Origin of the sequence: Aestuariivirga sp. (assembly GCF_020252405.1) — a bacterium.
In the GTDB taxonomy this organism is placed as follows: Bacteria; Pseudomonadota; Alphaproteobacteria; order Rhizobiales; family Aestuariivirgaceae; genus Aestuariivirga.
Window position 1 is genome coordinate 1 of the sequence record NZ_JADCDA010000103.1, and the last position, 12,980, is coordinate 12,980.

Here is a 12,980-nt window from a genome sequence, read left to right on the forward strand (position 1 = left end):
CTCCAGCAACGCGCCCGACCACTCCGCGACCATTGTCGTCCTCCCGCCAAAAGCGGCAGGAATCACAAATCTATCGCAGACGCAACTGTAGTACTAGACCATGATCCCGCAATCGTGAAACCCGCTTTTGCGATAACATCATGCTCCAGCGACTGATCTGGCGCAGGGTCTTGCCGATCGGGTGATTCCAACTGATTGGAACATGCGCTAGAACCAGCTATCATTCGAGAAAAGGCGGCAAAGCCCCATGAACGTGAACACCCCCAATTCCTTCCGCACGGGTCCTGACGAGAACGGCCTGTTCGGCATCTATGGCGGTCGCTTCGTCGCCGAGACGCTGATGCCGCTGATCCTGGAACTCGAGCAGGCCTACAAGGCGGCGAAGGCCGACCCCTCCTTCCAGGCGGAGCTCGACTCCTTCCTCGAGCATTACGTCGGCCGCCCCAGCCCCCTCTATTTCGCCGAGCGCATGACGGAGCACCTGGGCGGCGCAAGGATCTATTTCAAGCGCGACGAGCTCAATCACACCGGCGCCCACAAGATCAATAACGTGATGGGCCAGATCCTGCTCGCCCGGCGCATGGGCAAGAAGCGCATCATCGCCGAGACCGGCGCGGGCCAGCATGGCGTTGCCACCGCCACCGCCTGCGCCCGCTTCGGCCTCAAGTGCATCGTCTACATGGGCGAAGTGGACATGGAGCGGCAGAAGCCCAACGTGTTCCGCATGAAGCTCCTGGGTGCTGAAGTCGTTCCCGCCAAATCCGGCTCGCGCACCCTGAAGGACGCCCTGAACGAGGCGCTGCGCGACTGGGTGGCCAATGTCGGGGACACATTCTACTGCATCGGCACTGTCGCGGGCCCGCATCCCTATCCCGAAATGGTGCGCGACTTCCAGTCGGTCATCGGCAGGGAGACGAAGGAACAGATGCTGAAGCGCGAGGGCCGCCTGCCGGACTCCCTCGTTGCGGCCATCGGCGGCGGCTCCAATGCCATGGGCCTGTTCCACCCCTTCCTCGATGACAAGGAGGTCGAGATCATCGGTGTGGAGGCGGCGGGCCTTGGCCTCAGGACCAAGACAAAGCATGCGGCCTCGATCGCCGGCGGACGCCCTGGCGTTCTGCACGGCAACCGCACCTATTTGCTGATGGATGACGACGGCCAGATCATCGAGGGCCATTCGATCTCGGCGGGCCTCGATTATCCGGGCATCGGTCCGGAGCACGCCTGGCTCCATGACATGAAGCGTGTCGAATATGTCTCCGCCACCGACAAGGAGGCGCTCGAGGCGTTCCAGCTCTGCTGCACGCTCGAGGGCATCATCCCCGCGCTCGAACCCTCGCATGCCCTGGCGCATGTGATGAAGATCGCGCCCGGGAAGCCGAAGGACCATTTGATGGTGATGAATCTCTGCGGCCGCGGCGACAAGGACATCTTCACGGTGGCCGATATTCTGGGAGCAAAGCTGTGACGACGCGCATCGACCGCCGCTTCGAGGCCCTGAAGAAGGAAGGCCGCGCCGCCCTCGTCACCTTCGTGACGGCGGGCGACCCGGACTATGACACCTCGCTCAAGATCATCGCAGGCCTGCCCAAGGCCGGCGCCGACGTGATCGAGATCGGCATGCCCTTCACCGACCCGATGGCCGATGGCCCGGCGATCCAGGCCGCGGGGCTGCGCGCGCTGGCCAATGGCCAGAACACCAGGAAGACGCTGAAGCTGGTGAAGGACTTCCGCAAGACCGATCAGGACACGCCCGTCGTGCTGATGGGTTACTACAATCCGGTCTATGTTTATGGCGTGGAGAAGTTCCTGAAGGACGCCAGGGCCGCGGGCGTCGACGGCTTCATCATCGTCGACCTGCCGCCGGAGGAGGATGGCGAGTTCTGCATTCCGGCGCTCAAGGCGGGTCTCAACTTCATCCGCCTCGCCACGCCGACGACGGACGACCGCCGCGCGCCCACCGTGTTCCACAACACGAGCGGATTCGTCTACTACGTCTCGGTGCTCGGAATCACCGGCACCAAGGCGCCTGACCTGAAGAGCGTGAAGGCCAATGTGAACCGCCTGAGGAAACACACGCCGCTTCCCATCTGCGTCGGCTTCGGCGTCAAGTCGGCCGCGCAAGCGCGTGCGATTGCGAGGGATGCCGATGGCGTTGTCGTCGGCTCCGCGCTGGTGAGCGCGGTGGAGAAAAGCCTCACAAAAGCTGGAAAACCGACGTCAAAGACGGCGAGGGCCGTGCATGCGCTGGTCTCGGAAATCGCTGAAGGCGTGAGGAGCTAGAGTCGCTTGAACTGGATCAAGAACTTCGTCCGCCCGAAAATCCGGTCGATCCTCGGCGCGGGCAAGCGCGAGGTGCCGGAGAACATGTGGGTGAAGGACCCCGACTCCGGCCAGATGGTCTTCTACAAGGACCTTGAGGCAAACCAGCATGTCATGCCGCAGTCCGGCTATCACATGCGCATGCCGCCCGAGGCGCGGCTCAAGACGATGTTCGACGACGCCGCCTATGAGAAGATCGCCATGCCGCAGGCGCCGGCGGACCCTCTCAAGTTCCGCGACGAGCGCAGATACGCCGACCGCATCAAGGAAGCCCGCGCCAAGAATGGCGTGGATGACTGTATCCAGGCCGCCACGGGCGAGCTTGACGGCTTCCCCGTGACCATCGCCGTGCAGGACTTCGCCTTCATGGGCGGCTCGCTGGGCATGGCCGCCGGCGAGGCGATCATCACCGCCATGATGAAGGCGGCGGAGAAGAAGACGCCCTTCATCTTCTTCGTCTCGTCCGGCGGGGCCCGCATGCAGGAGGGCGTTCTCTCGCTGATGCAGATGCCGCGCACCACGGTCGCGGTGCGGGAGTTGCGCGCCGCGAACCTCCCCTACATCGTGGTGCTCACGCACCCGACCACGGGTGGCGTCACCGCCTCCTATGCCATGCTGGGTGACGTGCACATCGCGGAGCCGGGCGCGCTCATCGGCTTTGCCGGCCAGCGCGTCATCGAGCAGACCATCCGCGAGAAACTGCCCGATGGCTTCCAGCGCGCCGAATATCTCGAGGAGCACGGCATGGTGGACATGGTCGTCCACCGCCACGTGATGCGCGGGACCCTGTCGCGCATGGTCCGTATGCTGATGAAATCGCCCTCGCGCGAGGTTCCGTCCACCGCGCTCGTTCCCGTCGAAGGCTGAGACCTTGGCCCTCAGCGACGCCATCCTGACGCGGCTCCTGTCGCTGCACCCGAAGATCATCGACCTCGGTCTCGACCGCATGCAGGCGCTGCTCGCCAGGCTCGGCCGGCCCGAGACGAAACTGCCTCCCGTCATCCATGTGGCGGGCACCAACGGCAAGGGGTCCACCGTCGCCTATCTGCGCCACATCATGCAGGCCGCGGGCCTCAGGGCGCATGCCTATACCTCGCCCCATCTTGTCAAGTTCCACGAGCGCATCCGCGTGGCGGGCGAGCTGATCTCGGAAGCAGGCCTCGCCGCGCTGCTGGCGGAATGCGAGGAGGCCAATGGCGGAGAACCCATCACCTTCTTCGAGATCACCACGGCCGCGGCATTTCTTGCCTACAGCCGCACGCCGGCGGACTACCTCGTTCTCGAAGTGGGCCTCGGCGGCAGGCTCGATGCCACCAATGTCGTCGATCCCGCCGTCTCCGTCATCACCGCCATCGACTATGACCACCAGCAATATCTGGGCGATACGCTGAGCCTCATCGCGCATGAGAAGGCGGGCATCCTCAAGCGGGGCGTTCCCGCCGTCATCGGCGTCCAGCCGGACGAGGCGCGCGCCGAGATCGAACGGGTGGGCGAGCGCGTGCGCGCCGAGCTTCACATCGCAGGCCAGGACTGGCAGGCCTATGAGCAGCACGGCCGCCTCGTCTTCCAGGACGGGAGGGGCCTGCTCGACCTGCCGCTGCCGCAGCTCAGGGGCCGTCACCAGATCGACAATGCCGGCAACGCCATCGCCGCCATCCGCGTGCTGGACGATCCGCGCATCTCGGACGCGCATATTGCCGAGGGCCTCAAGTCCACCACCTGGCCCGCCCGCATGCAGCGGCTGGGGCAGGGGGCGCTTTCCGGGCAGGCGCCGGCCGTGTCCGAGCTGTGGCTTGACGGCGGCCACAACCCGTCAGCGGGCCGCGTGCTGGCCCAGGCCTTCTCGGAGCTGAACGAGCGTCACTCGCGCCCGCTGGTGATGATCTGGGGCATGCTCAACACCAAGGATGCGGGCAGCTTCATCGGCTGTTTCGCCGGCATCGCCAGCCGCGTCATCGCCATTGCCATTCCCGGCGAGGAAAACGCCGTGCCGGCGGAGAAGCTGGCGGAAGCCGCGCGCGCCCAGGGCCTTCAGGCCGAAACGGCGCCCGGCCTCGAAGCCGCCCTGGGTCAGGCCTCATCCACCGTGCCCGCCCCGCGCATCCTCATCTGCGGCTCGCTTTACCTCGCCGGCCACGTGCTTGCCGCGCATGGCAATGAGGAGATGACGAAGGTGAGCGGGGCGGGAAGGCGTTAAACCAGCGTTTCGATTCCATTGGATCGAAACCTGTTCTGGAGCATGATCCGCAAAAGTGGAACCGGTTTTGCGACAAGATCATGCTCAAGCTTGTGATCTGGCGCATGATCCGTCCAGGCGGTTCCGCCTGAACGGATCATGCGCTAGAAAGCCCTCGTTTCGATCAGGGGTAGTTTCATGCCAGGTCCACTCGCCGGTCTTCGCGTCCTCGATTTGAGCCGCGTGCTCGCCGGGCCGTGGTGCACGCAGATTCTCGCCGATTTCGGCGCCGAGGTCATCAAGGTCGAGAAGCCTGGCGAGGGCGACGACACGCGCGGCTGGGGTCCGCCCTTCATCGCCAACCCTGATGGCTCCAGGGGTGACGCGGCCTATTTCCTCTCCGCCAACCGCGGCAAGTGGTCGGTCGAGATCGACATGGCGCGGGCAGAGGGACAGCAGCTCATCCGCCAGCTCGCAGCCAGGGCCGATGTGGTGATGGAGAACTTCAAGGTCGGCGGCCTCAAGAAATACGGGCTCGACTACGGGAGCCTGAAAGCCGTCAACCCGGGCCTGATCTACTGCTCGCTCACCGGCTTCGGCCAGACCGGCCCTTACGCGCGGCGGGCGGGCTATGACTTCATGATCCAGGGCATGGGCGGCATCATGTCGGTCACCGGACAGCCGGATGGAACGCCGGGTGCGGAGCCGATGAAGACCGGCGTGGCCTTCGCCGATATCTTCGCCGGTCTCTACTGCGCCATCGGCATCCAGGCGGCGCTCTTCCACCGCGAGCGCACGGGAGAGGGCCAGCACCTCGACGTGGCGCTGCTCGACACGCAGGTCGGCGTGCTGGCGAACCAGGCGCTGAACTACCTCGTCGGCGGCAAGGCGCCCACCAGGCTCGGCAATGCACACCCCAACATCGTGCCCTATCAGACCTTCGCCACCAGGGACGGTCACATCATCATGGCGGTGGCCAATGATCGTCAGTTCAAGGAATATTGCGCGATCCTGGGCCTTCCCCGCCTTGCCGAAGATGAACGCTTCAGGCTCAACCGCGGCCGCGTGGAGAACCGCGCCGCGCTGATCCCGCTTCTGGTGGAGCCGATGATGACCCGCACGACGGCTGAGTGGGTCCAGGCCTTCGAGAGTGCCGCCATCCCCTGCGGCCCCATCAACACGATCGACCAGGTCTTCGCCAACGGGCAGGTGCTGGCCCGCGGGCTGCGGATCGGGCTGACGCGTGACGACGGCGTGCAGGTGCCGGGTGTGGCCAACCCCATCGTCTTCTCCGAAACACCGATACACTACGACAAGGCCCCGCCGCGCCTGGGCGACGGCACGGAGAAAGTCCTGTCGGAGGAACTGGGATTGAGCGCGGAGGACATCGCGCGGCTCCGCAAGAACGGCGTGATCGGGTAGAGGCCGTGGCGTCCCGCGCGCGCCGCGGCACTCCCCGTTTGCCGTCAGCCCGGCTTTCGCCCTCCGATATTCACAGATCTCGAATTTGGTTTGGCGGACCGGCTGGTTGTCTCGCTCAACCGGTCTCTTGAGGATGGCGTTGACTGGCGGCCAGGAGGGCGGCGTCCATGGTGTCTTCGCCTGCCGTTCGGCCAATACGCAACCGCTGATCCGCGCCGGGCCGGCGGATGGACCGGCTATGCGGCAAACCGGCCCCCGTCGTCATCTTCAGAGGCCTGCAAGAGCTCACCGCAATGCTCCGCGCTTGGAAACTCATCTCTCATGTGTGAATCTCGGAGGGCCAAGCCAGGGTGACGGTTCCAGGGGGACGGGAAGATCATGAACAAGCAGCGCACCCCCGTCCACGGCTGGGTCATCCTCGACAAGCCCTATGGCATGAGTTCCACCCAGGCGGTGGGCAAGTTGCGCTTCCTCTTCAATGCAGGGAAGGCGGGCCATGGCGGCACGTTGGATCCGCTGGCCTCGGGCCTCCTCCCTGTCGCGCTTGGGGAGGCGACCAAGACCGTGTCCCACGCCATGGACGGTCGCAAGGTCTACCGCTTCACCGCCCACTGGGGCGAGGAGCGGACGACGGACGACCTCGAGGGCGAAGTCACCATCCGCTCCGACCGGCACCCCACGCAATCGGAGATCGAGGCCGTTCTGCCCCGCTTCACCGGCCGGATCATGCAAGCACCCCCCACCTTTTCGGCCATCAGGGTTGCTGGCGAGCGCGCCTATGACCTGGCGCGGGCCGGGGAGGCGGTGGAACTGGCCGAACGCCCCGTCCTGATTGAGGCCCTGCGGCTGGTGGAGGTTCCTGGCCCCGATCACGCCACTTTCGAGGTGACCTGCGGCAAGGGCACCTATATCCGCTCGCTGGCCCGGGACATGGGCCGGGCGCTGGGCACGGCCGCCCATGTCTCCAGCCTGCGCCGTGTGGCGGTGGGGCCGTTCACCGAAGACCACATGATTTCGCTGGAAAACCTTGAGGAACTCAGCCATAAGGCGCGCGGCGGAGACGCCATCAAAGGGGTTCTGCTCCCCATCGAGACCGTGCTGGACGGCATCCCGGCACTGGCCATCGGTGAAGAGCAGGCCCGACGCCTGAAGCTCGGACAGTCCGTCCTGCTCAGAGGCGCGAATGCTCCCATCGCAGGTGATGCGGTTCTGGTGATGAGTGGCGGAAAGCCGCTCGGCATCGGCACGGTCAGCCAGGGGTCACTCAAGCCGAAGCGTTTGTTCAACCTGTAACCTTCCATTTATTGGAGATGACCGAATGACCATGACTGCTGAGCGCAAGGTCGCGCTCGTGAAGGAATTCGCCACGAAGCCGGGTGACACCGGCTCGCCCGAGGTCCAGGTTGCGATCCTCACGGAGCGTATCAACTACCTGACCGGCCACTTCAAGACCCACAAGAAGGACAATCATTCCCGTCGCGGGCTGCTGACGATGGTGAGCAAGCGCCGGTCGCTTCTCGACTATCTGAAGCGCGTCGACGATCAGCGTTACCAGACGCTCATCAAGCGCCTCGAGATCCGCCGCTAGAACATGATCCGCAAAAGTGGAACCGCTTTTGCGACAGGATCATGCTCAGGCTTTTGATCTGGAGCATGTTCCGCCCAGGCGATTCCGCATGAACGGAACACACGCTGAGCGGTCAGAGAGCCGGAAAATACGAGCGGGCGGATCACCGAGCAGCCGCCCGCGTCCCCAACACGACGAGTCCGGCAATGGGGCCGGACTTCCGAGGCCCAAAGGGGATGCCGTCCACAGTGGTGGTGCACGTCTTTCAAGCGGCGGCGAAGGGCACAAAGGAAAGACCACATGTTCAATATCGACGTCGAAGAAATCCAGTGGGGCGGGCAGACGCTGCGCCTCGAAACCGGCCGTGTGGCCCGTCAGGCCGATGGCGCCGTTGTCGCCTCCCTCGGTGAGACCACGGTTCTCGCCACCGCCGTTGCCGAACGTTCGGCAAAGCCGGGGATCGACTTCTTCCCGCTGACCGTCAACTACCAGGAAAAGACCTATGCCGCCGGCAAGATCCCGGGCGGCTATTTCAAGCGCGAAGGCAGGCCCACCGAGCGCGAAACGCTGATCTCGCGCCTGATCGACCGGCCGATCCGCCCGCTCTTCGTCGAGGGTTTCCGCAACGAGACTCAGGTCATCGCCACCGTTCTCTCCTATGACCTCGAGAACGACACGGACATTCTCGCCATGGTTGCCTCCTCGGCCGCCCTCACGCTCTCCGGCATCCCTTTCATGGGACCGGTCGGTGCGGCGCGCGTCGGCTACATCGATGGCGAATATGTTCTGAACCCGACGATCGAACAGCAGAAGCTCTCCTCGCTCGACCTCGTTGTTGCCGGCACGCAGGACGCTGTGCTGATGGTCGAGTCGGAAGCCAGGGAACTCTCGGAAGAGATCATGCTGGGCGCCGTCATGTTCGGTCACCGCGGCTTCCAGCCGGTGATCGCGGCGATCATCCGTCTGGCCGAGCGCTCGGCCCGCAGCCCGCGCGACTTCGCGCCGCCGGACGAAGAGGCGCTCCACAACCGCGTGAAGGCAATCGCCGAGGCCGACGTGCGCGCCGCTTACGCGATCCCCGCCAAGGAGGCCCGCCACGAGGCGGTCGCCAAGGCCAAGGACAAGGTCATGGCCACGCTCACCGGCGATGACAAGCCCGACGCGCCGCCCGCCAACAAGATCGGCGAGGCCTTCAAGCACCTCGAGAAGGACGTTGTGCGCAACAGCATTCTCGACACCGGCCACCGCATCGACGGCCGCGACACCAGGACGGTCCGCCAGATCGTCGCGGAAGCGGGCGTGCTGCCCCGGACCCACGGTTCGGCCCTGTTCACCCGCGGCGAGACGCAGGCCCTCGTCGTCACGACGCTGGGCACCGGCGAGGACGAGCAGTACATCGACTCGCTCGACGGCACGACCAAGGGCACCTTCATGCTGCACTATAATTTCCCGCCCTTCTCGGTCGGTGAAACGGGCCGCATGGGCGCCACGGGCCGCCGCGAAATCGGCCACGGCAAGCTCGCCTGGCGCGCCATCCACCCGCTTCTCCCCGCCCAGGACGAGTTTCCCTACACCATCCGCGTCGTCTCGGAGATCACCGAGTCGAACGGTTCCTCCTCCATGGCCTCGGTCTGCGGCGCGTCGCTGTCGCTGATGGACGCCGGCGTGCCGCTCAAGGCGCCCTGCGCCGGCATCGCCATGGGCCTCATCAAGGAAGGCGGGCGCTTCGCGGTGCTCTCCGATATCCTGGGCGACGAGGACCATTTGGGTGACATGGACTTCAAGGTCGCGGGCACCGCTGAAGGCATCACCTCGCTGCAGATGGACATCAAGATCACCGGCATCACCGAGGAGATCATGAAGGTTGCGCTGTGGCAGGCCAAGGACGGCCGCCTGCACATTCTGGCCAGGATGGCGGAAGCCCTGACGGGCGCGCGCGCCTCTCTCGGCGAGCATGCCCCGCGCATCGAGACGCTGAAGATCCCCACCGACAAGATCCGTGAGGTGATCGGCACCGGCGGCAAGGTCATCCGCGAGATCGTGGAGAAGACCGGCGCCAAGATCGACATCCAGGACGACGGCACCGTCAAGGTCGCCTCCTCCTCCGGCCCGGCGATCGACGCCGCGGTCAAGTGGATCAAGGGCATCGTCATGGAGCCGGAATTGGGCGAAATCTATGACGGCAAGGTCGTCAAGATCGTCGACTTCGGCGCCTTCGTGAACTTCTTCGGTTCGCGCGACGGCCTGGTGCACGTGTCCGAACTCGCGCCCAGGCGCGTCAACAAGGTCTCGGATGTCGTCAACGAGGGTGACACGGTGAAGGTGAAGCTCCTCGGCTTCGACAACCGCGGCAAGGTGCGCCTGTCGATGAAGCAGGTCGATCAGGTCACCGGCGAGGACATATCGAAGAAGCAGGCCGCCGAAGGCGGCGAAGAGGTGCCGCAGGGCGAGTAATCCTCCCCGACGGCGTGAAAATGCAAAGGGCGCCGACTGCAAGGCCAGCGCCCTTTCTCATGTTTCATCGACGCTATGCGCCTGTTTCGCCTGCCCGGTCCACTGGGCCATGGCGGCGGTTTCACCTCCACTTGGCGGAGAGGAAAAAACTCCAAAGCGCGGTTATTTGCTCGGAATGAGAACGGTGTCGATGACGTGGATGACGCCATTGTCCGTCATGATGTCAGCCTTGATGACCTTGGCATTGTCGACGGTCACGCCATCAGCGTTCTTGGTGATGGCAAGCGTTCGGTCCGGCTTGGCCTTCAGCGTGCGGACATGGAAGGGGCCCGCGAGCATCTGGTTGGATTTGAGTTCGCGCGGCAGAACATGATAGGTGAGAATGGCGATGAGCTGATCCTTGTTCTCAGGCTTCAGCAGCGATTCGACGGTGCCGGCCGGCAGCTTGGCGAAAGCTTCGTCAGTCGGCGCGAAAACAGTGATATTCTTGGTGGTGGCCAGCGCATCGGCCAGGCCCGCGGCCTGCGCGGCGGCAATCAGTGTTTTGAAGCTGCCGACCTGCTGGGCGGTTTCGACAACATTCGCGGCGGATGCGGAGGCGGTGCCGAGGAAAAGTGCGGCCGTGGCCGCAAGAACGATCTTGTGCATGAGTAACTCCAGGAAACGGTCAATTATTAGGAACGTGCGCGGCTTTCGGCGCTGATCTGGCGGTGTTGCCTGCACTGCTAATCGAAACGAAGTCACGCGCGAAACGGATTGCCTTTGGCCCGCGCCTCTCCTCACATGTTCGTGAGATGTAAGTTACCGCTGTGCCGAAAAGCAAAACGCCGGGCGCAGGGCTCCGGCGTTTTCCAATCGGGCGAATGGCGGGTCAGTTGCCGAGGATGGCGCTCTCGAGAATGTCGAGGCCTTCCTTCAGCACCATTTCCGATGCCGTCAGCGGGGTCAGCATGCGCACCGTGTCGGCGTAGACGCCGCAGGTGAGGATCAGCAGGCCGCGCTCCAGGCACTTGGCCGCCAGCGCCTTGGCCGCGCCCGCATCCGGGTCATTGCCGCCGTGCTGGGTCACGAGTTCGAAGGCGCACATGGCGCCCAGCCCGCGCACGTCGCCGATCGGCATGCCCTTGCCCCTGGACTTGATGGAAATCATGCGCTCCATGATGATCCGGCCCTGCTTCTCGGCCTTCTCGAGCAGGCCTTCCTGCTCGAAGGCGTCGAACACGCCAAGCGCCGCGGCACAGGCCACCGGGTTGCCGGCATAGGTGCCGCCGATGCCGCCCGGCTCCGGCGCGTCCATGATCCTGGCGCGGCCGACCACGGCGGCGAGCGGGAAGCCGCCGGCCAGTGACTTCGCTGCCGTCATCAGGTCCGGCTCCACGCCATAATGCTCCATGGCGAAGAACTTGCCGGTGCGGCCGAAGCCCGACTGGATTTCGTCGGCGATGAGAAGGATGCCGTGCTGGTCGCACAGCTGGCGCAGCCTCACCATCAGTTCTTTCGGCGCGATGTAGAAGCCGCCTTCGCCCTGCACGGGTTCGATGATGATGGCGGCGACGCGCTGCGGCTCCACGTCCGCCTTGAACAGCCATTCGATGGAATGCATCGTGTCATCGATGGTGATGCCTTTGTGCGCCACGGGGAAGGGCACGTGCCACACGCCCGGCGCCATGGGGCCGAACTTTGCCTTGTAGGGAACAACCTTGCCGGTGAGCGACATGCCCAGCAGCGTGCGGCCATGGAAGCCGCCATTGAAGGCGATGATGTCGGAGCGGCCGGTATAGGCGCGGGCGAATTTCACCGCGTTTTCGACGGCCTCGGCGCCCGTCGTCACAAGGGCCGCCTTTTTCTCGCCGGTGATGGGCGCCACCGCGTTCAGCTTCTCGCACACCTCGATGAAGGGGGCATAGGGCATCACCATGGCGCAGGTGTGGGTGAAGGCCTCAAGCTGCTCATAGACGCGCTTCATCACCAGCGGGTGGCGGTGGCCGGTGTTGACCACCGCGATGCCGCCGCCGAAGTCAATGTAGCGGTTGCCTTCGACGTCCCAGATCTCGGCGTTCTCGGCTTTTGCCGCGATGACCGGGGCGCCAGCGCTGATGCCGCGGGACACGGCCCTGGCGCGGCGCTCCACCCACTGCCTGTTCATGCCTGGGGCTGCGACCGGTGCGTTCATGATGCTCTCCTGGGGGATGCTTCTGTTTGAGTGGCTGGGCAGCTTTTACGCCCGTTGACGGGGTGGCGGCAAACGGATTTCATCCGCCCCGACAGAGGGGAATTCTCATGGCTGACCTGATCCGGATGACCGCCACCCAAATCGTCGATGGTTTGCAGCAGGGGAGCATCTCCCCGCTTGACTGCCTCGATGCACTGGAACGCCGGGTGGCGGAGGCCAACGGGCCTGTCAATGCCCTGCCCACCCTGTGCTTTGACCGGGCCAGGGCGCACGCCCGTGCGCTGATGGAGCGGCCGCTCTCCGAACGTGGACCACTCGCCGGCTTGCCGGTGCCCATCAAGGATCTGACCGACGTGGCCGGCGTGCGCTGCACCCAGGGCTCGCCCATCTTCAAGGACCGGGTCGCGGAAACTTCCGATCTCCTGGTCACCCACCTTGAGGGCAGGGGCGGGGTCATTTACGCCATGTCCAACACCCCGGAATTCGGGGCCGGCGCCCACACCTTCAACGAGATATTCGGTGTCACCCGCAACCCATGGAACACCGCGCTTTCGGCCTCGGGTTCCTCAGGCGGCGCCGCCGTGGCGCTGGCCACCGGCATGGCCTGGGTGGCGCATGGCTCCGACCTCGGCGGCTCGCTGCGCAACCCGGCGAGCTTCTGCGGCGTCGTCGGCATGCGGCCCTCGCCCGGCCGGGTCGCAGCCACCGTCTTTTCCAAGATCGACTCGACGCTCGGTGTCGAAGGCCCCATGGCCCGCAATGTGGAGGACCTCGCTCTTCTCTTCGATGCCATGGTGGGCGAAGAAGCGGCCGACCCATTGTCGCTTCCCTCCGACGGCACTTCCTTCTTGAAGGCTGCCCGCTCC

Annotated in this window: 11 protein-coding genes; 9 read left to right on the forward strand and 2 right to left on the reverse strand. The window is 64.9% G+C overall.

Going from position 1 to position 12,980, the window contains the following annotated elements; translation table 11 throughout:
- Window positions 1-247 precede the first annotated feature (247 nt).
- From trpB to pnp, 8 genes are all read left to right on the forward strand, one after another.
- Complete coding sequence (gene trpB / locus IOC69_RS13355) at window positions 248-1,468, forward strand: tryptophan synthase subunit beta (RefSeq protein ID WP_290544052.1); 1,221 nt, start codon at window positions 248-250, stop codon at window positions 1,466-1,468.
- The gene (gene trpA, locus IOC69_RS13360) at window positions 1,465-2,283 is read left to right on the forward strand and encodes a tryptophan synthase subunit alpha (protein ID WP_290544053.1); all 819 of its coding nucleotides are present in this window, start codon (window positions 1,465-1,467) and stop codon (window positions 2,281-2,283) included. Before trpB ends, trpA begins: the two co-directional genes overlap by 4 nt.
- A 6-nt stretch (window positions 2,284-2,289) precedes the next feature.
- On the forward strand, window positions 2,290-3,189 hold the full coding sequence (gene accD / locus IOC69_RS13365) for an acetyl-CoA carboxylase, carboxyltransferase subunit beta (protein WP_290544054.1): 900 nt from the start codon (window positions 2,290-2,292) through the stop codon (window positions 3,187-3,189).
- 4 nt (window positions 3,190-3,193) lie between these two features.
- Window positions 3,194-4,519: a folylpolyglutamate synthase/dihydrofolate synthase family protein gene (locus IOC69_RS13370; protein ID WP_290544055.1), complete on the forward strand. Its 1,326-nt coding sequence runs from the start codon at window positions 3,194-3,196 to the stop codon at window positions 4,517-4,519.
- Between the two features lie 177 nt (window positions 4,520-4,696).
- The gene (locus IOC69_RS13375) at window positions 4,697-5,920 is read left to right on the forward strand and encodes a CaiB/BaiF CoA-transferase family protein (RefSeq protein ID WP_290544056.1); all 1,224 of its coding nucleotides are present in this window, start codon (window positions 4,697-4,699) and stop codon (window positions 5,918-5,920) included.
- Window positions 5,921-6,298: 378 nt separating this feature from the next.
- Window positions 6,299-7,213 carry a tRNA pseudouridine(55) synthase TruB gene (gene truB / locus IOC69_RS13380; protein WP_290544057.1) on the forward strand — a complete coding sequence of 305 codons (915 nt, stop codon included), beginning with the start codon at window positions 6,299-6,301 and terminating at the stop codon, window positions 7,211-7,213.
- Window positions 7,214-7,238: 25 nt separating this feature from the next.
- Complete coding sequence (gene rpsO, locus IOC69_RS13385; protein WP_290544058.1) at window positions 7,239-7,508, forward strand: 30S ribosomal protein S15; 270 nt, start codon at window positions 7,239-7,241, stop codon at window positions 7,506-7,508.
- A 279-nt stretch (window positions 7,509-7,787) separates the two neighbouring features.
- Window positions 7,788-9,941 (forward strand): polyribonucleotide nucleotidyltransferase, encoded by a 2,154-nt coding sequence (gene pnp, locus IOC69_RS13390; protein ID WP_290544059.1) that lies wholly within the window; start codon window positions 7,788-7,790, stop codon window positions 9,939-9,941.
- Window positions 9,942-10,103: 162 nt separating this feature from the next.
- Here pnp and IOC69_RS13395 read toward each other — a convergent pair whose 3' ends face one another.
- Window positions 10,104-10,589, reverse strand: coding sequence for a fasciclin domain-containing protein (locus IOC69_RS13395; protein ID WP_290544060.1), 486 nt, complete (start codon window positions 10,587-10,589; stop codon window positions 10,104-10,106).
- Between the two features lie 223 nt (window positions 10,590-10,812).
- Window positions 10,813-12,114: a 4-aminobutyrate--2-oxoglutarate transaminase gene (gabT, locus tag IOC69_RS13400; protein ID WP_290544061.1), complete on the reverse strand. Its 1,302-nt coding sequence runs from the start codon at window positions 12,112-12,114 to the stop codon at window positions 10,813-10,815.
- A 107-nt stretch (window positions 12,115-12,221) separates the two neighbouring features.
- Between gabT and IOC69_RS13405 the strand changes: the two genes are divergently transcribed.
- The coding region (locus IOC69_RS13405; RefSeq protein ID WP_290544062.1) for an amidase at window positions 12,222-12,980 on the forward strand (759 nt) is incomplete at its 3' end.

Bases quoted from the DNA above. Each gene is read 5' to 3' on its own strand.
- trpB (WP_290544052.1), top strand. From the start codon at position 248: ATGAACGTGAACACCCCCAATTCCTTCCGCACGGGTCCTGACGAGAAC.
- IOC69_RS13375 (WP_290544056.1), top strand. From the start codon at position 4,697: ATGCCAGGTCCACTCGCCGGTCTTCGCGTCCTCGATTTGAGCCGCGTG.
- truB (WP_290544057.1), top strand. From the start codon at position 6,299: ATGAACAAGCAGCGCACCCCCGTCCACGGCTGGGTCATCCTCGACAAG.
- rpsO (WP_290544058.1), top strand. From the start codon at position 7,239: ATGACCATGACTGCTGAGCGCAAGGTCGCGCTCGTGAAGGAATTCGCC.
- pnp (WP_290544059.1), top strand. From the start codon at position 7,788: ATGTTCAATATCGACGTCGAAGAAATCCAGTGGGGCGGGCAGACGCTG.
- IOC69_RS13395 (WP_290544060.1), bottom strand. From the start codon at position 10,589: ATGCACAAGATCGTTCTTGCGGCCACGGCCGCACTTTTCCTCGGCACC.
- gabT (WP_290544061.1), bottom strand. From the start codon at position 12,114: ATGAACGCACCGGTCGCAGCCCCAGGCATGAACAGGCAGTGGGTGGAG.